General features: G+C 38.4%; 13 protein-coding genes. 11 read left to right on the plus strand and 2 right to left on the minus strand.

Annotated elements, in window-relative coordinates; genetic code table 11:
- The first annotated feature begins 487 nt into the window (after window positions 1–487).
- From KRODI_RS15490 to KRODI_RS07040, 7 genes are all read left to right on the plus strand, one after another.
- A complete protein-coding gene (locus tag KRODI_RS15490; protein ID WP_158307003.1) occupies window positions 488–13,462 on the plus strand; it encodes a Calx-beta domain-containing protein in 12,975 nt (4,324 codons plus the stop codon).
- Window positions 13,463–13,516: 54 nt separating this feature from the next.
- Window positions 13,517–14,464 (plus strand): type IX secretion system membrane protein PorP/SprF, encoded by a 948-nt coding sequence (locus KRODI_RS07015; RefSeq protein WP_013750895.1) that lies wholly within the window; start codon window positions 13,517–13,519, stop codon window positions 14,462–14,464.
- A 35-nt stretch (window positions 14,465–14,499) separates the two neighbouring features.
- Window positions 14,500–16,452: an OmpA family protein gene (locus KRODI_RS07020; protein WP_013750896.1), complete on the plus strand. Its 1,953-nt coding sequence runs from the start codon at window positions 14,500–14,502 to the stop codon at window positions 16,450–16,452.
- A 443-nt stretch (window positions 16,453–16,895) separates the two neighbouring features.
- Window positions 16,896–17,255 (plus strand): BlaI/MecI/CopY family transcriptional regulator, encoded by a 360-nt coding sequence (locus KRODI_RS07025; RefSeq protein WP_013750897.1) that lies wholly within the window; start codon window positions 16,896–16,898, stop codon window positions 17,253–17,255.
- Between the two features lie 2 nt (window positions 17,256–17,257).
- Complete coding sequence (locus KRODI_RS07030) at window positions 17,258–18,853, plus strand: M56 family metallopeptidase (RefSeq protein WP_013750898.1); 1,596 nt, start codon at window positions 17,258–17,260, stop codon at window positions 18,851–18,853.
- Window positions 18,854–18,856: 3 nt separating this feature from the next.
- Window positions 18,857–20,059: a tetratricopeptide repeat protein gene (locus KRODI_RS07035; RefSeq protein WP_013750899.1), complete on the plus strand. Its 1,203-nt coding sequence runs from the start codon at window positions 18,857–18,859 to the stop codon at window positions 20,057–20,059.
- Between the two features lie 84 nt (window positions 20,060–20,143).
- Entirely contained in the window at window positions 20,144–20,605 is a 462-nt protein-coding gene (locus KRODI_RS07040) for a hypothetical protein (RefSeq protein WP_148235989.1), read from the plus strand.
- Between the two features lie 26 nt (window positions 20,606–20,631).
- Here the strand turns inward: KRODI_RS07040 and KRODI_RS07045 are convergent, their stop codons facing one another.
- Both KRODI_RS07045 and KRODI_RS07050 read right to left on the minus strand, forming a co-directional pair.
- Window positions 20,632–21,768, minus strand: coding sequence for a glycosyltransferase (locus KRODI_RS07045; RefSeq protein WP_013750901.1), 1,137 nt, complete (start codon window positions 21,766–21,768; stop codon window positions 20,632–20,634).
- Between the two features lie 3 nt (window positions 21,769–21,771).
- Window positions 21,772–22,731 carry a lysylphosphatidylglycerol synthase transmembrane domain-containing protein gene (locus KRODI_RS07050; RefSeq protein WP_013750902.1) on the minus strand — a complete coding sequence of 320 codons (960 nt, stop codon included), beginning with the start codon at window positions 22,729–22,731 and terminating at the stop codon, window positions 21,772–21,774.
- 43 nt (window positions 22,732–22,774) lie between these two features.
- Between KRODI_RS07050 and ruvC the strand changes: the two genes are divergently transcribed.
- From ruvC to KRODI_RS07070, 4 genes are all read left to right on the plus strand, one after another.
- Window positions 22,775–23,329 (plus strand): crossover junction endodeoxyribonuclease RuvC, encoded by a 555-nt coding sequence (ruvC, locus tag KRODI_RS07055; protein ID WP_013750903.1) that lies wholly within the window; start codon window positions 22,775–22,777, stop codon window positions 23,327–23,329.
- A gap of 16 nt (window positions 23,330–23,345) precedes the next feature.
- Complete coding sequence (hemW, locus tag KRODI_RS07060) at window positions 23,346–24,479, plus strand: radical SAM family heme chaperone HemW (RefSeq protein ID WP_013750904.1); 1,134 nt, start codon at window positions 23,346–23,348, stop codon at window positions 24,477–24,479.
- A 112-nt stretch (window positions 24,480–24,591) separates the two neighbouring features.
- Complete coding sequence (locus tag KRODI_RS07065; RefSeq protein WP_013750905.1) at window positions 24,592–25,350, plus strand: cyclase family protein; 759 nt, start codon at window positions 24,592–24,594, stop codon at window positions 25,348–25,350.
- Window positions 25,350–25,664 (plus strand): antibiotic biosynthesis monooxygenase family protein, encoded by a 315-nt coding sequence (locus KRODI_RS07070; protein WP_013750906.1) that lies wholly within the window; start codon window positions 25,350–25,352, stop codon window positions 25,662–25,664. The genes KRODI_RS07065 and KRODI_RS07070 overlap by 1 nt, the downstream gene beginning before the upstream one ends.
- Window positions 25,665–25,667 lie beyond the last annotated feature (3 nt).

Below are 25,667 nucleotides of genomic sequence, written 5' to 3' on the forward strand. Positions count from 1 at the left end.
AATATGATAAAAACGCTTTTTCAGTGAAGAATAATTGTAAGCTTAATATTGCAGGGAAATCTGTTAGTTATTATCAAAATTTACACTCTTTACTTCGCTGACTGCTAGAATATTAACATGTTTTAATAGATCATTTGTATCCTGTTTTGGGGTAAATTTTTTGAGTGTGAAGCCGCTTATCCCTTACCTGTGCTGATGTTTAGCGAATTAGGCGAATCAACAAATTTTATTTTTTCTAAAACCTTAACGCTATTTATTGCGTACATAGGGGGAAATGTGTTGTTTAGAATTTTAATTGTTTATAACATGTGTACAACGTCGAATTATTTGCCTCTTTAATCGAATTTTTAGTGAAGACGGACTGTTGTAAAAACCGTTTTCTAAGTCCGTCGTATTTTTGATTTATATAGTTACACCCCAAAAATTGCAACATAAATAGAAGGCTTATGCTTTCAACTACCCCTAGTATATGATAAAAATTACTTCTTTGAAAAGAACGCTATTATACACGCTTGTCTTTTTTTCTTTTTGTACTACATTATTATCTCAAAATCCTGTAACCGGAGCCAATATTGTTGGGACTTTGGCACAAGGGCTACAATATAACCAAGCAAATCCTGCAGGTGTGACTAACACTTACTCATGGGGTCAAAATGGAGATTTTAGAGTCACTTCTGTTGCTTTGGGAGGTGATAATTATTTTTTAAACAATGATTTTACTCAAATCAGTTATAATATTGTTCGTGTAGATGGTAACGGAGGGGTAACAGGAGACCGTTGTGGATTTTTCGTACTTGAAATTGGGAATGATGATTTTAATTACCAGTCAAGTTTCCCTGGAAACTTGGGTGATTGCTCAATGGAAGAAGTGCTACGAGACCCTATTGTAACTAGAGGGGCAAACGATGTTTTTAAAAATGGTACAGCAACCTCTCAAAATATAGAACGAATCGACGCTCTGTATGAACCATTTGTAATTTCACAGGCTGCAAGTCTTCAGAGAGTTGGATTCCTAGCGCCTGAAAAAAACGGTAATAGTAGTTATAGGGCGGCACCTGTCCTTTCGGTGGATGCTGTAACTGGGGAGCCTACATCATTCGGTGCTGTTATTGAAATAGGAGGAGCAGATGCTATAGATGGTACTAATGATTTTGGTGCGGTTTTAGGTCCATTAAACTGGTCATTTCTTGTAAACAGTCCAACAGGTACTGGTAACCCATATAGAGTTGGTGGTAATACAGAATCAGTAGCTATTTCTTTAATAACGTTAGCAGATTTAGGTTACAATGTAGGAGATACAGTGTATGGTATTTCTTTTTTTGATAATAATGTGCCGTTTAATGCAGACTTGTTAGATGTGTCGGATCCTAATGATTTTCCAAATACAGATGGTGGTGGTGCTGATATACATGGGGGCTTAGGAGCAATAGTTACATCACAGGCTATTGTAAATGGTCACGTATATAATGACTTAAATGTAAATGGATTTCAAGATGTTAGTGAACCAAATCTTCCTAATGTAACAATTACAGTAACTGATTCGGCAAATATAGTTCAAGTTATAACAACCGACGCTAACGGCGATTTTTCTGCTTTTGTAGCTGGTGGCGATACAACAATAAACGTTGATGAAAACGATACCGATATTCCAAGTGGATCTGTCTTAATAGAAGGTTTTGGTAATGACGGCAGGACTTATAATACAGTTCCGGGTCAAAATACGTTTACTAGTAATTTTGGTTTTGGTCCTGATCCAGGTCCGCCATCCTCAAGGTCTTGTGATGATGATCCAGTATTTATTACTTCAGCAAACTTTGATGCAAATACGGTAGTTGTAGAGACAGAAGGAGGCACTCCGGGTGTTTTTGATGTCGGAGATGTGTTTAGATTTTCAGATGTAACGGCGGGCCTTGATTGTTTAGTTTCGATTGATGCCTTTGTTAATGGAGCCGGAATTTTAGTGCTTGATGGTGAAGAGGAGAATATTCCTGGTTTCGGTGGTTTTTCAAGAGCTTTCCAGCCCCAAATGGATGGTACGCCAGGAGTAAATGGACAGGAGGTTGTCTTTACAATATCTTATGTACAAGCAGATACGACAATTCCTCAAGCAGTATCGGTATATTTTACAGCATTAGACCTTGATAGTAATACACTTACTGATGTTGAGCGTGTAAAATTTGAGACGCCAGATGTTTATTATACAAATGGAGCAAATTCAACACTTATAGTCGATTCAAGCCCTTCTCAATTAATTGGAATGTCTACAGATGCTGGGATTGTAGGTGGGATTAATACAGATCCTAATTATGCATTTACGGCTTATTATAACTCATTTACCTCTATACAATATACCATTAGTAAGGATGGTTATAATGCAACACCAGGATTTGAAGATAGACAGTTCTCTTTATTGTTTGAAGATATTGCGTACCCTACTGAAGAAGTAAATGTTATTACAAACCCTATAATTTGTGGACAGGTATTTGTAGATGGTGCTCCAGCAGAAGGGGTCACTGTAAATGTTTCGGGAGATTCGACACAAACTGTGACTACAGATGCAAATGGACAATATAGTTTTACAGTGCCTGGCAATGGGAGTTACACTATTACGGAAAGTGATCCTCCAAGTACTGTTTCATTAAGTGATGCTGATGGTGCTAACGACAATATAATAACTGTCGTGATTACTAGGTTTGAATCATCACAAGAAAACGATTTTTTTGATGGAGCAGATACAGATGGTGATGGAGTAATAAATACATTAGATATAGATGATGACAATGACGGTATTCTTGATACTGTAGAGTCTGGTGGTATCGACCCTTCTGCAGATGCAGACGGCGATGGTATTCCAAATTACCAAGACGCAGATTTTTGTACACTTGCAAATGGTGTTTGTGCAAATCTTGATCCAGATGGCGATAGTGTTCCTAACCATTTAGACCTTGATGCAGATGGTGATGGTATTCCGGATAACAATGAAGCACAATCAACATTGGGGTATGTGCCTCCTACAACAAATGCCAATGGCATTCCCAATGTCACGACCAATGGTCTTCCAGTTGCATACAATCCTACTGGAGATGAACTAGGACTTATCCCTGTAAATACAGATGCAGCCTCAGCAAATCCTGGATTACCTGATTATTTAGATACAGATTCAGATAATGATGGTATTCTTGATTCTGCAGAACACGTAGAAGATTTTACACTTTTTGGAAATGATTCTGACGGAGACGGTCTAGACGATGCAGTAGATACTACAAATGCAACAGTTGGCGGTGAGCCTAATTATGCAGATGCTAATGGAATTATAAATAATACTGCAAATCTTAACGATAATGACAGTGACTTGAATAATGGAGGAAATGTTGACTTTAGAGATAGGGTTAATGACATTGATTTCGATAATGATGGAGTAGACGACAATCTTGATGAAGATGATGATAATGACGGGATTTTAGATGTTGTCGAAGGTTTTAAATTTAATGAAGAGCCTGGTGTTGGAACATGTACTGGTAATTCATTCAATTTTGTTGGGACAAATGCATCAACTTACATAAATAATCCTGCAACACCTATAGGTACTCAGGGAGCGCAATATAGATTTTCTAATGTTATTACTTTAGGAGCTCAAACTTTAGATGGAATTGTAACTATAACTAACAAGCCTGCTGGAGTTACAGTATTAAGAATAGATGATCCAAATGGCGTAGATGGAGCTGCGCTTCAGCCAGTATTTCAATATGCTTCTAATGTAAGAGGTAATCTTGCCGTAACATTGACGATACGTTTTGTCGAAAGCGGAACTTTGATTCCATTTAGTGTAGATAGAATAGGTGGTTTTATTCAAGATATCGACAGTAACGGAAACGTTGCTACTAATACCCCTTCAACGGTAAGAGAATTTTATCGTGTTAATAATATTATAGGATATGCGCTAGAAAACCCTTCGAGAGTATTGGCTCAACAATTTGATAATGGAGTTGTTCAGTTTACATCTGATGGAAGTAGAAGCGCGCCTATTGAGCCAGTAGATGTTAATCCAGAATACCGTGTGTTTTTCCAAAAACAAGAAACGGATCAATTCACATTTACTATTGGTGCTATAAAAAATACAAATGCTCAAGTAGATCGTTTCTACAGTTTGAGAATGGATGAGTGTGAATTTGCAGATTTTGCAAATCCAGTTATTGTTTTTATTGATGCTCCTAATACAGATGGAACAGATGGTCCTGACTATCAAGATACAGATGCAGATGATGACGGTTGTAGTGATACTATAGAAGCTGGTTTTGTTGACGCTTTCGCGAAAGCAGACGAAGATGGACAACTAGGAAACTCATCACCAGTAACTGTAGATCCTACTAATGGTCGAGTAATTTCAGATGCGTCAAACGGAGGGGCAGGTTATACAATGCCAAAAGACACTAATGGCGATGGAATTTTTGACTTCCAAGATGCAAATGAAAGTAGTGCTTGTTCATTAGTAAGTATAGGAGATGTGATTATTACGGAAGGAAATACTGGAACAATAACTGCAGATTTCCAAGTGACACTCACAGAGCCTTCATCTACACCAACGGTAATTACTTATTCTATTCAGGATGATACGGCAACTACTGCCGATAACGACTATACAGCACCGGCTACATTATCTATTACAATACCTGCAAACACTCTTACAGGAACTATTAGCATTCCTATCGTGGGAGATACAACTGTAGAGGGTGATGAGACATTTACAGTGACTCTTGAAAGCACTTCAAATGGAATGTTAGATACTGACGATACGGATGGTATAGATAATGTAGGTACAGCAACGATTACTAACGATGATGATACAGTTGTAAGTATTAATAATGTAACAGTAATTGAAGGTGATGCTGGAACTGTGAACGCAGAGTTTACAGTGTCCTTAACAAACCCTGTAGATACAGTAACTACCGTAACTTTCACGGTAACGGATGATAGTGCTGAGAATGTTGGTAACAGTCTTGAAGGAGGTAATGATTATGAAGTGCCTACTACATTAACAGTAACTATACCTGCTGGAGAAACAGAAGGAACGGTAACGATCATTGTAAATGGAGATGAGACTGTTGAGGCAGATGAAGATTTCTTAGTAACCTTAACGGCTACAGACAATGGAACAATCACCACTACAGTTGGTGAAAATATAGGAACAGGAACAATAACGAATGATGATGCTACGGTAGTAAGTATTGGTGATGTAACAGTAACAGAAGGAGCAGATGGAACTACGGTTGTAGCAGAATTCCCTGTAACCTTAAGTGCAGCAGCAGATACAGATACGGTAGTAACCTTTACCGTTGCAGATGGAACAGGAACGATAGGTGATGCAGATTATGTAGCACCAACAGTACTAACAGTCACAATTCCTGCTGGTGAGACTACTGCGGTATTCCCGGTAACAGTAAATGGAGATGATGTTGTAGAATCAGATGAAGATTTTGAAGTAACAATCACAAATACTACCAATGGAACGATTGATCCTTTAGCAACCACAGCAACAGGAACAATAACGAATGATGATGCTACGGTAGTAAGTATCGGCGATGTAACGGTAACAGAAGGAGCAGACGGAACTACGGTTGTAGCAGAATTCCCTGTAACCTTAAGTGCAGCAGCAGATACAGATACGGTAGTAACCTTTACCGTTGCAGATGGAACAGGAACGATAGGTGATGCAGATTATGTAGCACCAACAGTACTAACAGTCACAATTCCTGCTGGTGAGACTACTGCGGTATTCCCGGTAACAGTAAATGGTGATGATGTTGTAGAATCAGATGAAGATTTTGAAGTAACAATCACAAATACTACCAATGGAACGATTGATCCTTTAGCAACCACAGCAACTGGAACAATAACGAATGATGATGCTACGGTAGTAAGTATTGGTGATGTAACAGTAACAGAAGGAGCAGATGGAACTACGGTTGTAGCTGAATTCCCTGTAACCTTAAGTGCAGCAGCAGATACAGATACGGTAGTAACCTTTACCGTTGCAGATGGAACAGGAACGATAGGTGATGCAGATTATGTAGCACCAACAGTACTAACAGTCACAATCCCTGCTGGTGAGACTACTGCGGTATTCCCGGTAACAGTAAATGGAGATGATGTTGTAGAATCAGATGAAGATTTTGAAGTAACAATCACAAATACTACCAATGGAACGATTGATCCTTTAGCAACCACAGCAACAGGAACAATAACGAATGATGATGCTACGGTAGTAAGTATCGGCGATGTAACAGTAACAGAAGGAGCAGATGGAACTACGGTTGTAGCTGAATTCCCTGTAACCTTAAGTGCAGCAGCAGATACTGATACGGTAGTAACCTTTACCGTTGCAGATGGAACAGGAACGATAGGTGATGCAGATTATGTAGCACCAACAGTACTAACAGTCACAATTCCTGCTGGTGAGACTACTGCGGTATTCCCGGTAACAGTAAATGGTGATGATGTTGTAGAATCAGATGAAGATTTTGGAGTAACAATCACAAATACTACCAATGGAACGATTGATCCTTTAGCAACCACAGCAACAGGAACAATAACGAATGATGATGCTACGGTAGTAAGTATCGGCGATGTAACAGTAACAGAAGGAGCAGATGGAACTACGGTTGTAGCAGAATTCCCTGTAACCTTAAGTGCAGCAGCAGATACAGATACGGTAGTAACCTTTACCGTTGCAGATGGAACAGGAACGATAGGTGATGCAGATTATGTAGCACCAACAGTACTAACAGTCACAATTCCTGCTGGTGAGACTACTGCGGTATTCCCAGTGACAGTAAATGGAGATGATGTTGTAGAATCAGATGAAGATTTTGAAGTAACAATCACAAATACTACCAATGGAACGATTGATCCTTTAGCAACCACAGCAACAGGAACAATAACGAATGATGATGCTACAACAGGAACAATAACGAATGATGATGCTACGGTAGTAAGTATTGGTGATGTAACAGTAACAGAAGGAGCAGATGGAACTACGGTTGTAGCAGAATTCCCTGTAACCTTAAGTGCAGCAGCAGATACTGATACGGTAGTAACCTTTACCGTTGCAGATGGAACAGGAACGATAGGTGATGCAGATTATGTAGCACCAACAGTACTAACAGTCACAATTCCTGCTGGTGAGACTACTGCGGTATTCCCGGTAACAGTAAATGGAGATGATGTTGTAGAATCAGATGAAGATTTTGAAGTAACAATCACAAATACTACCAATGGAACGATTGATCCTTTAGCAACCACAGCAACAGGAACAATAACGAATGATGATGCTACGGTAGTAAGTATCGGCGATGTAACAGTAACAGAAGGAGCAGATGGAACTACGGTTGTAGCAGAATTCCCTGTAACCTTAAGTGCAGCAGCAGATACAGATACGGTAGTAACCTTTACCGTTGCAGATGGAACAGGAACGATAGGTGATGCAGATTATGTAGCACCAACAGTACTAACAGTCACAATTCCTGCTGGTGAGACTACTGCGGTATTCCCGGTAACAGTAAATGGAGATGATGTTGTAGAATCAGATGAAGATTTTGAAGTAACAATCACAAATACTACCAATGGAACGATTGATCCTTTAGCAACCACAGCAACAGGAACAATAACGAATGATGATGCTACGGTAGTAAGTATTGGTGATGTAACAGTAACAGAAGGAGCAGATGGAACTACGGTTGTAGCAGAATTCCCTGTAACCTTAAGTGCAGCAGCAGATACAGATACGGTAGTAACCTTTACCGTTGCAGATGGAACAGGAACGATAGGTGATGCAGATTATGTAGCACCAACAGTACTAACAGTCACAATCCCTGCTGGTGAGACTACTGCGGTATTCCCGGTAACAGTAAATGGAGATGATGTTGTAGAATCAGATGAAGATTTTGAAGTAACAATCACAAATACTACCAATGGAACGATTGATCCTTTAGCAACCACAGCAACAGGAACAATAACGAATGATGATGCTACGGTAGTAAGTATTGGTGATGTAACAGTAACAGAAGGAGCAGATGGAACTACGGTTGTAGCTGAATTCCCTGTAACCTTAAGTGCAGCAGCAGATACAGATACGGTAGTAACCTTTACCGTTGCAGATGGAACAGGAACGATAGGTGATGCAGATTATGTAGCACCAACAGTACTAACAGTCACAATTCCTGCTGGTGAGACTACTGCGGTATTCCCGGTAACAGTAAATGGAGATGATGTTGTAGAATCAGATGAAGATTTTGAAGTAACAATCACAAATACTACCAATGGAACGATTGATCCTTTAGCAACCACAGCAACAGGAACAATAACGAATGATGATGCTACGGTAGTAAGTATCGGCGATGTAACAGTAACAGAAGGAGCAGATGGAACTACGGTTGTAGCAGAATTCCCTGTAACCTTAAGTGCAGCAGCAGATACAGATACGGTAGTAACCTTTACCGTTGCAGATGGAACAGGAACGATAGGTGATGCAGATTATGTAGCACCAACAGTACTAACAGTCACAATTCCTGCTGGTGAGACTACTGCGGTATTCCCAGTGACAGTAAATGGAGATGATGTTGTAGAATCAGATGAAGATTTTGAAGTAACAATCACAAATACTACCAATGGAACGATTGATCCTTTAGCAACCACAGCAACAGGAACAATAACGAATGATGATGCTACGGTAGTAAGTATCGGCGATGTAACGGTAACAGAAGGAGCAGACGGAACTACGGTTGTAGCAGAATTCCCTGTAACCTTAAGTGCAGCAGCAGATACAGATACGGTAGTAACCTTTACCGTTGCAGATGGAACAGGAACGATAGGTGATGCAGATTATGTAGCACCAACAGTACTAACAGTCACAATCCCTGCTGGTGAGACTACTGCGGTATTCCCGGTAACAGTAAATGGTGATGATGTTGTAGAATCAGATGAAGATTTTGAAGTAACAATCACAAATACTACCAATGGAACGATTGATCCTTTAGCAACCACAGCAACAGGAACAATAACGAATGATGATGCTACGGTAGTAAGTATCGGCGATGTAACAGTAACAGAAGGAGCAGATGGCACTACGGTTGTAGCTGAATTCCCTGTAACCTTAAGTGCAGCAGCAGATACTGATACGGTAGTAACCTTTACCGTTGCAGATGGAACAGGAACGATAGGTGATGCAGATTATGTAGCACCAACAGTACTAACAGTCACAATTCCTGCTGGTGAGACTACTGCGGTATTCCCAGTGACAGTAAATGGAGATGATGTTGTAGAATCAGATGAAGATTTTGAAGTAACAATCACAAATACTACCAATGGAACGATTGATCCTTTAGCAACCACAGCAACAGGAACAATAACGAATGATGATGCTACGGTAGTAAGTATCGGCGATGTAACAGTAACAGAAGGAGCAGATGGAACTACGGTTATAGCTGAATTCCCTGTAACCTTAAGTGCAGCAGCAGATACTGATACGGTAGTAACCTTTACCGTTGCAGATGGAACAGGAACGATAGGTGATGCAGATTATGTAGCACCAACAGTACTAACAGTCACAATCCCTGCTGGTGAGACTACTGCGGTATTCCCAGTAACAGTAAATGGGGATGATGTTGTAGAATCAGATGAAGATTTTGAAGTAACAATCACAAATACTACCAATGGAACGATTGATCCTTTAGCAACCACAGCAACAGGAACAATAACGAATGATGATGCTACAACGGTGACTATCGAAGATGTGATTGTAGATGAAGGAGCCGGAACGGTAACTATTCCTGTAACGTTGAGTAACCCAAGTGATGAGGATACTGTTATCGAGATTGTAACTACGACTGGTACTGCTGGAGAAGATGATTACACAGAGACTATTGTAACGGTAACGATTCCTGCTGGAGAGACTACTGGTGAAGTTGTGATTCCTATTACGGATGATATGCTTGATGAGGATGATGAGACATTCACAGTAGATGGTACGGTAACAAGTGGCAACACTGATAATACAGATCCAAGTGGAACAGTAACCATTACAGATAACGATGGTGCACCAACGGTGACTATCGAAGATGTGATTGTAGATGAAGGAGCTGGAACGGTAACTATTCCTGTAACGTTGAGTAACCCAAGTGATGAGGATACTGTTATCGAGATTGTAACTACGACTGGTACTGCTGGAGAAGATGATTACACAGAGACTATTGTAACGGTAACGATTCTTGCTGGAGAGACTACTGGTGAAGTTGTGATTCCTATTACGGATGATATGCTTGATGAGGATGATGAGACATTCACAGTAGATGGTACGGTAACAAGTGGCAACACTGATAATACAGATCCAAGTGGTACGGTAACCATTACAGATAATGATGGTGCACCAACGGTGACTATCGAAGATGTGATTGTGGATGAAGGAGCTGGAACGGTAACTATTCCTGTAACGTTGAGTAACCCAAGTAATGAGGATACAGTGATCGAGATTGTAACTACGACTGGTACTGCTGGAGAAGATGATTATACTGAGACTATTGTAACGGTAACGATTCCTGCTGGAGAGACTACTGGTGAAGTTGTGATTCCTATTACGGATGATATGCTTGATGAGGATGATGAGACATTCACAGTAGATGGTACGGTAACAAGTGGTAACACTGATAATACAGATCCAAGTGGAACAGTAACCATTACAGATAACGATGGTGCACCAACGGTGACTATCGAAGATGTGATTGTGGATGAAGGAGCTGGAACGGTAACTATTCCTGTAACGTTGAGTAACCCAAGTGATGAGGATACTGTTATCGAGATTGTAACTACGACTGGTACTGCTGGAGAAGATGATTATACTGAGACTATTGTAACGGTAACGATTCCTGCTGGAGAGACTACTGGTGAAGTTGTGATTCCTATTACGGATGATATGCTTGATGAGGATGATGAGACATTCACAGTAGATGGTACGGTAACAAGTGGTAACACTGATAATACAGATCCAAGTGGAACAGTAACCATTACAGATAACGATGGTGCACCAACGGTGACTATCGAAGATGTGATTGTAGATGAAGGAGCTGGAACGGTAACTATTCCTGTAACGTTGAGTAACCCAAGTGATGAGGATACAGTGATCGAGATTGTAACTACGACTGGTACTGCTAACGAGGATGATTATACTGAGACTATTGTAACGGTAACGATTCCTGCTGGAGAGACTACTGGTGAAGTTGTGATTCCTATTACGGATGATATGCTTGATGAGGATGATGAGACATTCACAGTAGATGGAACCGTAACAAGTGGTAACACTGATAATACTGATCCAAGTGGAACGGTAACCATTACAGATAACGATGGTGCACCAACGGTGACTATCGAAGATGTGATTGTAGATGAAGGAGCCGGAACGGTAACTATTCCTGTAACGTTGAGTAACCCAAGTGATGAGGATACTGTTATCGAGATTGTAACTACGACTGGTACTGCTGGAGAAGATGATTATACTGAGACTATTGTAACGGTAACGATTCCTGCTGGAGAGACTACTGGTGAAGTTGTGATTCCTATTACGGATGATATGCTTGATGAGGATGATGAGACATTCACAGTAGATGGAACAGTAACAAGTGGCAACACTGATAATACAGATCTAAGTGGAACGGTAACTATTACGGATAACGATGGTGCGCCAACGGTGACAATCGAAGATGTGATTGTGGATGAAGGAGCTGGAACGGTAACTATTCCTGTAACGTTGAGTAACCCAAGTGATGAGGATACAGTGATCGAGATTGTAACTACGACTGGTACTGCTGGAGAAGATGATTATACTGAGACTATTGTAACGGTAACGATTCCTGCTGGAGAGACTACTGGTGAAGTTGTGATTACTATTACGGATGATATGCTTGATGAGGATGATGAGACATTCACAGTAGATGGTACGGTAACAAGTGGTAACACTGATAATACAGATCCAAGTGGAACGGTAACTATTACGGATAACGATGGTGCGCCAACGGTGACTATCGAAGATGTGATTGTGGATGAAGGAGCTGGAACGGTAACTATTCCTGTAACGTTGAGTAACCCAAGTGATGAGGATACAGTGATCGAGATTGTAACTACGACTGGTACTGCTGGAGAAGATGATTACACAGAGACTATTGTAACGGTAACGATTCCTGCTGGAGAGACTACTGGTGAAGTTGTGATTCCTATTACGGATGATATGCTTGATGAGGATGATGAGACATTCACAGTAGATGGAACCGTAACAAGTGGCAACACTGATAATACAGATCCAAGTGGAACGGTAACAATTACAGACAACGATGCTCCTGTTACAAATCCAAATCTAGATCTAGTTAAAGTGGGCGTGGTAAATGACTTAAATGGCAATGATGTAATTGATGCTGGTGATACTATAACTTACACTTTAACAATCACAAATAATGGAAACGAAGAACTTACTAATGTTATCGTTGTAGATCCATTAATCATTATCAATGAAGGTCCAGTTGCGGTACTAGCAATAAGTGAGAGTGCCACATTTACTGGAACATATATAATTACTCAAAATGATATTGAAGCCGGAGGAATTGTAAACGTTGCAATTGCAGAAGGAACCGATCAAGCGGGTAATACAATTACAGATCAATCTGATGATCCAACTGACACAACAAACGTTGATGTAGACGGGGATGGAGATTTTGAAGATCCTACAGTGACTATCTTAGATCAATCTCCTGATATTATGATCACTAAGAATGGTGTATATCAAGATTTCAACCAAGATGGCTTTGCAAATGCAGGTGATCAAATTCTTTATACCTTTAATGTTATTAATACAGGTAATGTGATTTTAAATGATGTTGTAGTAACAGATGAGATGGTAGACGTGATTGGTGATCCGGTAAGTCTTCTTCCAGGAGAATCAGTTACATTTACGGCTGTGTACATTATAACTCAACAAGATGTAGATAATGGTGAAGTTGTAAATACTGCATTAGCGATTGGATTAACTGATAGTGGTCTAGAGATCTCAGATGTCTCTGATGATGTTACAGACACCACAAGTGATGATGATCCCACCGTTACAGTATTAAGTCAAAATTCAGGACTTATCTTCAATAATGGTATTTCAATGAACGGAGATGGACGTAACGATTCATTTAGAATACAAGGAATTGAGAACTTCCCAGAAAATAGACTGAGAATCTTTAATAGATGGGGTGTAGAAGTGTATGAGGCTGAAGGATATGGGTCTGATGGCAAAGCCTTTATAGGGTTGTCAGAGGGTAGAACTACAATATCTCAAGATAAATTCTTGCCAGTTGGAACTTATTATTGGATATTAGAGTACGTTAATTCAGTAGGAGAGACTATTAATAATTCTGGATATCTGTACCTAACTAGATAATAATTTTAAATCGTTGGGTGTATTAAACATTCAACGATTTTATTAGATGTATATATGAAAAATTTAATATTAACAATTGCTTTTTTAGCAATACTAGTACTAAGTACCTTTACGCTAGCGGCACAACAAGACCCGCAGTATACGCAGTATATGTACAATACAGTTGCGATAAATCCAGCTTATGCAGGAAATAGAGGTGTAACAAGTATTGTGGGACTTCACAGAAGTCAGTGGGTTGGTCTTGAAGGAGCGCCTAGAACTCAAAGTTTAAGTATTCACTCACCTATAGGAGAGGGTAAAGTAGGTTTAGGTCTATCAATTGTTAACGACGCATTAGGGCCAGCCCAAGAGACGTATATTGGTGCAGATTTTAGCTACACTATAAACACTTCAAATGATGGGAAATTAAGTTTCGGATTGAAGGCTGGAGGGCATGTTTTAGACGTGGACTTTTCTAAATTGACATTGTTTGATGTCTCAGATCCACGTTTTTCTCAAAATATTGATAATAAAATATCACCTATAATAGGAGCAGGATTATATTATCACACAGATCGATTTTATGCTGGACTTAGTGTACCTAACCTAATAGAGACACAACATTTTGATCAAAGTAATAATAGTAATTCTGCTAGTTTTGTAGCAGAAGAGCGTATTAACTATTATGGAATAATGGGCTATACTTTTGATATAAACGATCAGCTTAAATTTAAGCCTAGTACGCTCGTAAAATTAGTTGCAGGTGCGCCATTGCAGGTTGATCTTACAGCAAATTTTCTAGTAATGGAAAAGTTACACTTAGGAGCAGCTTATAGATGGAGCGCAGCTTTAAGTGGCTTAGTAGGATTTCAAGTGTCAGACAGTATGCTCATAGGTCTTGCTTATGATCGTGAGAGTACAGATCTTGGAGAGACGGTATATAATGATGGAAGTTTTGAAGTCTTTCTTCGTTTTGAACTCTTTAACGAGTATGACAGAATGCTTACCCCTAGATTCTTTTAATATGTATACTCTAGCAGTATATCTAATTTGATTACATGATGAAAAATATAATATGTTTTTGCCTTAGCCTCCTATTTTTAGGAGTTTTTACAGGAAATGCTCAAGAAGGAAAAATTGATAAAGCCGATAAAAAGTTCGATCAATATGCTTTCGTAGATGCTAGAAAAATCTACCTAGAGGTAGCAGAGAAAGGATATAAATCTGCAGATCTTTTTCAAAAGATTGCAGATAGCTATTATTTTAATGCAAAATATGGGGAAGCAGAGATGTGGTACAACAAGCTTGTAAGCAACTATGCGGAGGAAATTAAACCAGAATATTATTTCCGTTTTGCACAAACTCTACGTGCACTCAAAAATTATGACCGTGCAGATGAGATGATGGCAAAGTTCAATGATGTAAATGGAGATGATTTAAGAGCAGAGTTGTTTACTGAAGAGCCTAACTACCTTAGTAATATTGATTACAAGAAAAGTAAGTATATAATAGAAGATATACGCAGTATAAATTCTAGATACTCAGATTTTGCCCCAACAGAATATGAGGGTAAGTTAATATTTGCATCATCAAGAGATACTGGTGGTGCAACTAAGAAAATTCACAAATGGAATAATGAACCTTTCTTGGATCTTTACGAATCTAAAGTTGGAGCAACTTCAGGTTCTTATACAATGCCAAAGAGCTTTAGTAGAGAACTGAATTCAAAATTTCACGAGAGTACTACAGCATTTACAAAAGACGGTAACACGGTATATTTTACTAGAAATAATTTCAATAAAGGAAACTACCGTAAGTCTAAAAATGGAACGAATAAGCTTAAAATTTATAAATCTAAAAAAGAAAATGGTAAGTGGTCTACACCTGTAGAAATGCCTTTTAACAGTGATGAGTATTCTACAGCACACCCTACACTTAATGCTGATGAGACTAAATTATATTTTGCCTCAGATATGCCAGGAACGGTTGGATTATCAGATATATGGGTTGCAACAATTGATGCAACAGATTCTGTTGGAACACCAGTAAACTTAGGACGACCTATCAATACAGAAGGTAGAGAGACTTTTCCGTTTATGAGTGCAAAAGGTATACTGTATTTCGGATCTGATGGTCATCCTGGATTAGGAGGACTTGATGTGTTTGCAACAACTCCAAAAACAGATAGTAATGAGCAAGTAACCATCAGCAATATAGGAGAGCCTATAAATAGTTCTTTTGATGATTTTACTTTTATATTAAATGAGGATACCCAAGTAGGCTATTTTGCTTCAAACCGTAAACGCGGTATGGGAAGTGATGATATTTATAAATTTTTAAAAGAAGAAATACCATGCGATATCAAACTGGTGGGTGTGGTTACAGATAAAGATAGTGGTAACCCTATTCCAGAAGCAACAGTGCAGCTTATTAACAGTGAGGGTGTTGTAGTCGAGGCAGTACAAGCAACAAATATGGGAACCTATGCCTTTGAGGCAACTTGTGTAACGCAATATGTCGTGCGAGCTTCAAAAGAAGAATATACCACTGCAGAGGCTATAACTACCACTCCAGACATAACAGGTACTCTTGCAAACGATTTAGTGTTAAGCCTACTACAGAAACCAATTAATATAGGAGATGATCTAGCAAAGGTGTTAGAACTTAACCCTATCTATTTCGATTTTGATCGTTTCAATATCCGTCCAGATGCAGCTCTGGAGCTTGAAAAAGTCATAGCAGTAATGCGCGAGTATCCTAATTTGGTATTAGACGCAAGATCTCATACAGATAGTAGAGGTAAAGATTCTTATAACCTTAGTCTTTCAGATAAACGTGCAAAGGCTACTGTGGCCTATATCATAAATCAAGGTATAAGCTCATCAAGAATCTCTGGACAGGGATATGGAGAAAAGCAACCAGTAAATACATGTTCTAACGGAGTTAATTGTTCCGAAGAAGAACATCAACTTAATAGACGTTCAGAGTTCATCGTAATAAGTAACAATTAAAGAGTTTCTTTTTCTAATACAGAACCTCCTTTTCTTCTGAAGAGGAGGTTTTTTTTATGCGCACGCTTTCGCGAAAGCGTTACACCAACCCTCCAAGTGCTGTCTAGGTGCTGTTTTAATATAAGGGAATCTACCAACTATTAACTTGCATTAAAAATGATTTTAAGAACATTTAAAGAAGCTTTGACACATCTACCCATCCTTTGATGTAAGGAGGCCTTAACACCATAAGAAGCGCTCCACTTAATCATGGTCTAGTGATTTGAGCATTACACACCATAAAATTTGTTGTTTTAACGTATTTACGGTCAATGGGCCAAATAGAATATTCTTTAATTTTAAACTAAAACATTAGTTTAAACTAATGTTTTAGTTATATTTGAGTAATTAATAGAAATAAGGATTATAAGTTATTGTGATCTAAAGGAATACAAAGCTCGACTATGAAACAACTTACAAAGGCAGAAGAAGAGGTGATGCAGCTATTATGGGTAGCCAAAAAAGCAAATGTCGCAACTCTTATTGATAAAATGCCTGAGCCTAAGCCAGCATACAACACCATCTCAACAATCATAAGAATATTAGAAAACAAAGGCTTTGTAGGGCATGAGAAGGAAGGAAGAGGTTATCTCTATTTTCCGCTAGTTACAAAAGAGGTATACAGTAATGACACCATGCACAAAATGATGGATAGCTATTTTAATGGAAGTTTTAAAAGCATGGTGAGCTTCTTTGTAAAAAAGAATGATGTAGGTGTACAAGACCTAGAAGCCATACTCAAAGAAATTAATAAAAACGACTAGTCATGATAGCATATGTAGTCCAAGCCATCTGTTTTCAAGCAATATTCTTAGCGGTGTATTACCTGCTATTAAGAAAGGAAACCTTCTTTGTATGTAATAGAATTTACCTTCTATTGACACCTCTAATAGCGCTAGTATTACCATTTATAAAAATTGCCACATTACAAACCGTAGTTCCTATAGAGGCGATGTCTGTAATATTACCAGAAGTAGTAATAGGTGAAGCAACTACGAGTCAAGCAGAACAGACAAGCTCCTTTGTCATTCCGTGGTTGAGTATTTACTTCGTAGGTGTTGCAGTAAGTGCATTAGTTCTTGTGATAAAGGTTAAAAGTTTTATTAGCTATCTATCTTTTAAACGACGTGGGGAACACATCATTAATGTCCCTAACAGTACAGAAGCATTTACCTTTTTTAAATACATATTTATTGGAGAGGATATAGATACGCTTTCGCGAAAGCAAATCCTTACCCACGAGCAGATACACGCAAAGCAGGGGCATACTTGGGACCTTATCTTTTTTGAAATTATGAAAATTATCTTCTGGTTCAACCCACTAATATATTTCAATCAAAAACTAATAAGCACAGTACATGAATATCTAGCAGATCAAAAAGCAACAGCAGCCTCATCAAAAAAAGCATACTACGAAGAGTTATTAAATACTGCCTTTGGCACTAATAACTTTTCTTTTACAAATACATTTTTCAATCAATCATTAATCAAAAATCGAATCATTATGTTACAAAAATCAAAATCAAAAAAGAGTGCTCTCATCAAGTACGTCGTTATAGTGCCCCTTATACTGGCAATGCTTGTGCAGGTTTCTTGGGCACAAAATTCTGAACAAAAGAGTAGTAATAGAAATTTTACATTAATTGTTTCAAAATTTGAGAACGGCAATGGCTTATATAGTGTTATGGTTAAAGATTCTACAAAGCTTTCATCTAATGAAATGAAATTTATTAAGGAACTTCGAGATGATAAATCACTAGAAATTAATGATATCGTAAAAGAAGTAAAAAACAAAGGGGGCAACGAACAGGATGGTACTGGTCTCAATATATTGTTAATGATGTCTTTAAAAGAATCAGTAACCAAACTTGCAGAAAGGTTTAATATAAAGGCCTACACTTTTGAGGAGTTAAAGGAAATGAGAAATGGAGATCCTAGCTTTGCAGCTTCAGGAATTTATTCCTCTGAAGAAGTAGAAGTTGTCGAAACTCAAGAGGAACTCGAAATACCATTTGCAGTTATAGATAATGTCCCTACCTACCCTGGCTGTAATGAACTAGAAGGGAATGAAGATAAGAAAACTTGTATGTCAGATAAAGTCTCAAAATATGTAAGTGCTAATTTTAATACAAGTATTGCAAAACCACTAGGTCTTACAGGAGTTAACAGAGTGTTTGTATCATTTAGAATTAATAAAAGGGGACAGGTAGATAACGTTGAGGCACGCGCATCACATCCAGATATAGCAGAAGAGGCTAGAAGAGTTATTTACAATCTACCTCAAATGAAACCCGGAAGTCAGGCAGGAGAAGAAGTTGGAGTTCTTTATAGCTTACCAATTACGTTTAAAATAGCAGAGTAACCTATGAGAAAACTAATTATATTTTTAAGTATCATAGCAATAGCTAAAGCCGGAGCACAAGCTCCGGCTTTGGCTATTGCAGATAGTTTATATGCTATGGGAGATTATACAAAAGCAATTGCTCAGTATGAATCTATAAAAGATCCTTCGGCTAGAACATATTTGCAAATAGCAAGAGCCTATAACGGTAAAGGGGTAAAAACTGATGCCTTAGTCTATTATAAAAAATCATTAGAACTAAATAACAAGCAACCCATAGCTCAAACAGAGTACGGTAGATTATTACTGTCAAAGTCAAAGCATCATCTTGCAGACTCAATTTTTTCTGATTTAGCAAAGAGATTCCCTACCAATCCTGAGTATTACTATCAATGGGGGAGAGCGCTTAAAAAGACTGCGGTCAAGGATACCTTAGTTTTAAATAGAAATGTAGATAATGAAAAGATAGACACTTCAGAAAAAGCTTTTGCAAAGGCAGTACAGCTAGATTCTACTCACCAAAATGCCATGTATGAACTTGCATTACATCATCTAGGATTAAAGGAATACGACATCGTAGAAAAGATTTCTGAGAAAGCTCTTGAGAGTTACCCAGAGAATATTAAGATAACTAATATTCTAGCTCAAAACTATTACATAAAAGGATGGTGGGTTGAGGCCATAGCGTGGTTTAATAAACTACTAGATTTAGGGATGGATACTGCGTTTGTGAGAAATAAACTAGGGCGTGCCTACTACGAGAAAAGAATGTATCCAGAGGCTATAGAAGCTTATGAAAAAGTACTCGCTTATGATGACGAAGACTGGGGTACACTTATAACCCTTGCTAGGTTATATAACTTTAACAGAGAATACGATAAAGCCGTTGATTATTCGACTAAAGCGCTTAGGTATAAAGATTTGCCGCTTGATGATGTGTACTTTACGTTAGGTAGGGCTTATGAGTTTAAGAAAGAGTTCACTAAGGCAATGAAGCATTATCAACTAGCAGTTAAAGAAGATCCTGATAACCTTGATGCCGTATATGCGATTGCCGTAGCAGCCGATAATTATTATGAAGACAAGGAAGAGGTTGTCCAGTTGTATGAGAAGTTTGTGGCTCAATCTGAAAAATCAAAATCAAAGCCATATTTGATAAGAATAGCTAATGAGAGAATTGTAATCCTCAAAAGAGAAATTTTTGAAGCCAAAAAAGCACAGGACTAGCCCTATTTACAGCACTTTTAAACGAGATTTAAAAATCGTACTTTCGAAGTACGTATGAGAGGCTTATTATATCGTGGTTTAGTAATGATTACAGCAATAGCTGTAATGACTTCTTGCGACCGTATAGAAACAAAAAAAATATCCTCTTCAGAGTATCTTTCAGAAAGTTGGAAGGCCATAGATCTTCATAAAGTGGATGGCTATCCTACCTTTGATACGTGTAGCTCACAAGCAGAAGGCGAGGCGTTGAGAGTATGTTTTGAGGAGACAGTAACGAGCACTTTTTATGAGTCTTTTGGTAAACACACCATTGTTGTAAATAGAGTGCTTAATGATACGATTGTAGTCAACTTTGTGGTAAATGAAAAAGGTAAATACTGTATTGATACCCTTGCCATTACTCCAGAAATCCGCAATGAAATCCCAAAACTAGAGCAGTGGATTCATGAAGCAGCCAAACAACTTCCTCAGGCTAAAGCAGCCACAAAACAAGGAGTCCCAGTAAAGACAAAATTTAAAATACCAGTAGTTCTCAAGGTGGAGTAAATAACTTTAGAAAATGTTATCGGCTATTATTTCATGTAGTCTCTACCTTTCCATTGGTAACTGCTAGTAAGCGATTTTATGGCTATGTAAGTGCTTAAAAATGGGTAACAAATCATCACAGTAGGATACCATTTTAAGTAGGGAAGTTTCTTATAAAACTGCGCCTCAGTTGCGATAAGAATTCCATCAGCGATTATTTTCAATAGCAATGCGATGATGATTAGAGATTGAGTTTCCGCTTTCGCGAAAGCGAGATAAATCAAACCTAAGCCACTCATAAGATTAACGCTCACAACTAATAAACCCACGAGTTTTGAGAACCAAAACGTGTAAGCGCTAGACTTGGCTGCCCATCGTGTGCGCTGTGCTATAAATGTACTCCACTGCTCTTGTGGCTGTGTGGTTACAATGGCATCTTGAGAGCGTAGATAACTTATCTTATTTTTAAAATTTTCTTGAAATTTCTCTAGTAAAAAATGATCATCACCACTCGCTATATGATCATTATTAGCAAATCCTTGCACCTTTATAAAGGCATCTTTATCATACGCAAGATTTGCTCCGTTGCATAAAAAGGGAAGGCCAAAATAAAAGCTTCCAGCGGTTGCTCCCATTAGGCTTAAAAAGTCCAATTGCTCATATGCAGTTAAGAAGGTAGGACGCGCTGTGGTAGCGATAGCAACCGGCATAATGACCATAAGTGGTTGCTCTTGTTGTATCGCAGCATCTAGTGTGGCGAGCCATTGTGTAGGGACGTAGCAATCTGCATCTGTGGTGACAATCCAGTTATGTGTTGCCTTATTAATAGCAGTTTGCAACGCATCTTTTTTAGGGGATGCTGTAGCACGCAGATTATTAATAATAATCACATTAGAAATTTGATAACTCTTGAGGCATTGATCAATCACCTCAAGGGAGTTGTCTGTAGAGGCATCATTTACAAGAATAAGTTCCCAATTATGAGATGGGTAATCTATTGCGGCTAGTGAGGCTAATAATCGTGGCAGGTTCTTAGATTCATTTCTAAATGGTACAATTACTGTAAATCTGTTTTTATGCGCTCTAGTAAGATTATCAAAAGTACCAGCATGCTTTATTTTAATGGCGAAGCCAAGTATGATCATACCGTAAAAAACAAAAACAAAAAGTAGTATCCAGATCATCTTTTATAGGGTTGAGCTTGAGCGCTTTTTATTTTTGAACAAGAAGATAGTTCCTGGCAAGAGTGGCAACACGACATTGCATAACCACATAATGAGCACGGTGCTTAACACAATTTCTTCCGGCACAAAATACCAGCTAAACACAAAGACAGCAACTCCGCCGCGTACTATTACATCCAGTAGTTGCATCACAGGTATTAAAGAACTTAAAATATACATTGCGGCAATACACGACATGGCAAATACGTAAGGGATATCTGCTCCCAACATCAGTAAAATGATATAAAATTGATGTGCAAATATTGCATAGCGTATCAAGGAATATAAACGAGTCTTGCGTTTGATATCTTTAGGTATGACCTTCCAAAAGCTCTTGATTTTATGCCATGCATTCCCTTTTAATGACCAGTTAAAACGTCTGAGAATTTTTGGTAATATTTGATAAAATACCAGTGTCATAAAAATACTTAGACCCCAGAAAAAGATTGCAGTGCCACTTGTAAATAACGCTAGTATACCTAAGCCTATAAAGCCAACTAAAAGCGTTGCCAGCAGCTGATACATATTTCCTATAAAGTTTAAGAAGAGGATTTTTTTGCGTTGCTCTTTTGGGTAATACAGCGCTTTGGCACCATAATCACCCGCTTTTGCAGGAGTTACAAAACCAGCAAGATGAGCTGTAAGGGTTTGTTGTGCGCTTTCGCGAAAGCTTAACTGCCTAATGTAACCTACTAAAACTTGCCATTTTTTAAACTCAAAAAGCCAATTGGCACTAGTAAATAATAGTATTACTATAATATAGAAATATAACGATGACGTGTTTATTTCAGAAAGTTGAAACTGGAGATTAATTAGTCCGCTTCGGTTGAGTTTGCTATAAATAAAATATCCAGCGAGTACTACAATGAGAATCTTAAGAGTCGCCCAGAGTAATTGCGTAGCTTTGTGAGATAATCTAGGCATTCATTTCTTTGTTAAGGATGAGCACAAAGTAACAATAAAAGCAGTGGCAGACGAAAGAATCATATTAGGTATTGATCCAGGAACTACAATTATGGGTTTTGGATTAATAAAAGTGGTCGGAAAGAAGATGGAATTCATGCTGCTAAACGAGTTGTTGCTGCAGAAATATAGTGATCCTTACGTAAAACTTAAGCTCATTTTTGAGCGAACTATCCAATTAATTGATACCTATCACCCAGATGAGATTGCGATAGAGGCACCATTTTTTGGTAAGAATGTTCAAAGTATGCTCAAACTAGGTAGAGCACAAGGTGTGGCGATGGCTGCAGGATTATCTAGAGAAATCCCCATCACGGAATATCTTCCTAAAAAGATAAAAATGGCAGTTACTGGAAATGGTAACGCAAGTAAGGAGCAAGTGGCAAGAATGCTGCAGTCTTTATTGAAACTTAAAACCTTGCCTAAAAACCTAGACTCCACAGACGGACTTGCAGCCGCAGTCTGTCATTACTATAATTCTGGAAAAGTAGAAATAGGTAAAAGCTACTCGGGCTGGGAGAGCTTTGTAAAGCAAAATGATAAACGGGTTAAAAAGTAATATTCTTTTAGAAATTATGGCGTCCATCTACATCCACATACCATTTTGCAAGCAAGCGTGTCACTATTGTGATTTTCACTTTTCGACCACCATGGGGAAAAAGGAGGAAATGATAACGGCAATCATGAGCGAACTTGAGATGCGTAAAGCCGAGTTTGAAAATGATGAAGTTTCTAATGTCTACTTTGGTGGAGGTACACCTTCTGTTTTGAACACTGTAGAGATTGAACAGATTATAGATGCCTGTTATACGCATTATACCATTGAAGAAAATCCAGAAATTACGCTAGAAGCAAATCCTGATGATCTTATTCCAGAGAAAATAAGCGAACTAGCCGCATCAAGAATTAACAGGTTGAGCATAGGCGTACAATCGTTTTTTGAAGAAGATCTCAAGTTAATGAACCGTGCACATAATGCTACAGAAGCTATAGATTGCCTAGTGCTTTCAAGAAAACAATTTCCTAATAGTTCGCTTGATCTTATTTACGGAATCCCTGGGATGACTAATGAGCGTTGGGAAGAAAATATTGATCAAGCTTTAAAACTTGATGTACCTCACATATCTGCATACGCACTTACCGTAGAACCTAAAACAGCATTAGAAAACTTTATCAAAAAAGGAATTGTTCTACCCGTAGAGGACGAGGTGGCACAAGAGCATCATGAGCTTTTAATACGTAAAATGGAAGAAGCAGGTTATGAAAACTATGAGTTTTCAAACTTTGCAAAGCCTGGTTTTCATTCTAGAAACAATACGGCATACTGGCAAGGAAAAAAATACATTGGGATAGGCCCTTCTGCACATAGTTATGATAATAATCGTCGCGCGTGGAATATTAATAACAACCCGAAGTACATAAAAGCAATCACTGCTGGAGAGTTGCCTCAAGAGGTGGAAGAGCTCTCACTTACAGATCAATATAATGAGTATGTGATGACTAGATTGCGCACGCAGTTTGGTGTTTCACTTACAGAGATAGCCACTTTATATGGCGATAAGTACAAAGACTATTTTATTGAGTATTCACAAAAGCATGTAGAAGAACATCTCTTGTTTATAGAAGGTGACCGTGTGTATGTGTCAAAAAAAGGGAAGTTCTTAAGTGACGGAATCGCTAGTGATTTGTTTATCTTAAATTTAAAGTAGCGCTTTCTAATCTTTTAATTTGCACTAGTAGATATTTCAATTATCTATAAGGCAAAAGACTTAGGTTAATCTATTCAGGATTTTTATCTTTAGTCTTCTTTTGAATTACGCTATGCTTGCAACAATATCCCATAATAAAGAAACTTTTAAGGTCGATCTTTTAAAACCTATTGATCTCTCGATTCCTCTTACTCCTAAGAAGAATCCGCTGGCATGGTATATTGATCCGCCTGCGTTTGAGACAGTCACAGATGGCGATTGGGTAGGCAAAGTGAGTGAAGGCGGAGATGTGAATTTCACCACAATAACGTTTAATCCACATTCTCACGGCACACATACAGAGACTGCTGGACACATTACAGAAAAGGTGCACAGTATCAATAAAAACCTGAAGACATTCTTTTTTGTGGCAGAGGTGATCACTGTAATTCCAGAACCCTTAGATAACGACGAAGACGATTTTATATTGAGAGATAAGCAGTTCCACAGTATACTTAAAGGCAAATCTCCAGAAGCTTTAGTCATTCGAACATTGCCTAATGCACGAGAAAAGAAAACAATGAATTGGTCTCACACAAACTGGCCGTTTATAGAAGAAAAAGCAATGGTACGCTTTCGCGAAAGCGGAATCAAACACCTCCTCATAGATCTTCCAAGTGTAGACAAAGAAAAAGATGGTGGAGCTCTTAAAGCACATCACGCCTTCTGGAATGTAGAAGAAAATATACGACTAGATGCAACCATCACAGAGATGATTTATGTACCGCACAAAGTGGCAGATGGTAGATATCTTCTCAATTTACAAATTGCTCCTTTTGAGAACGATGCTACACCAAGTAAGCCTGTGTTGTACAAAATAGAAACTGAATAATGCAAGCACCTTACTACGCTGTAATTTTTACATCTACACGAACCAGTAGCACGAGAGGTTACAAACAAGCCGCAGATCTTATGGAGGAGCTGGCGGCAACAATGCCTGGTTTTCTAGGAGTAGAGGGCGCTAGAAATGATAGCGACCATCTCGGGATTACTGTTTCTTACTGGAAAACATTAAAGGATATCGCTCACTGGAAAGCACAAGCGGAGCATCAAGGTGCCCAGCGCATGGGTAAATCAGACTGGTACGATAATTATACGGTCAGGATTTGTAAAGTAGAGCGAGAGTACTCTTTTAATAAAAGTTAAAGT

This window comes from Dokdonia sp. 4H-3-7-5, assembly GCF_000212355.1.
Classification (GTDB): domain Bacteria; phylum Bacteroidota; class Bacteroidia; order Flavobacteriales; family Flavobacteriaceae; genus Dokdonia.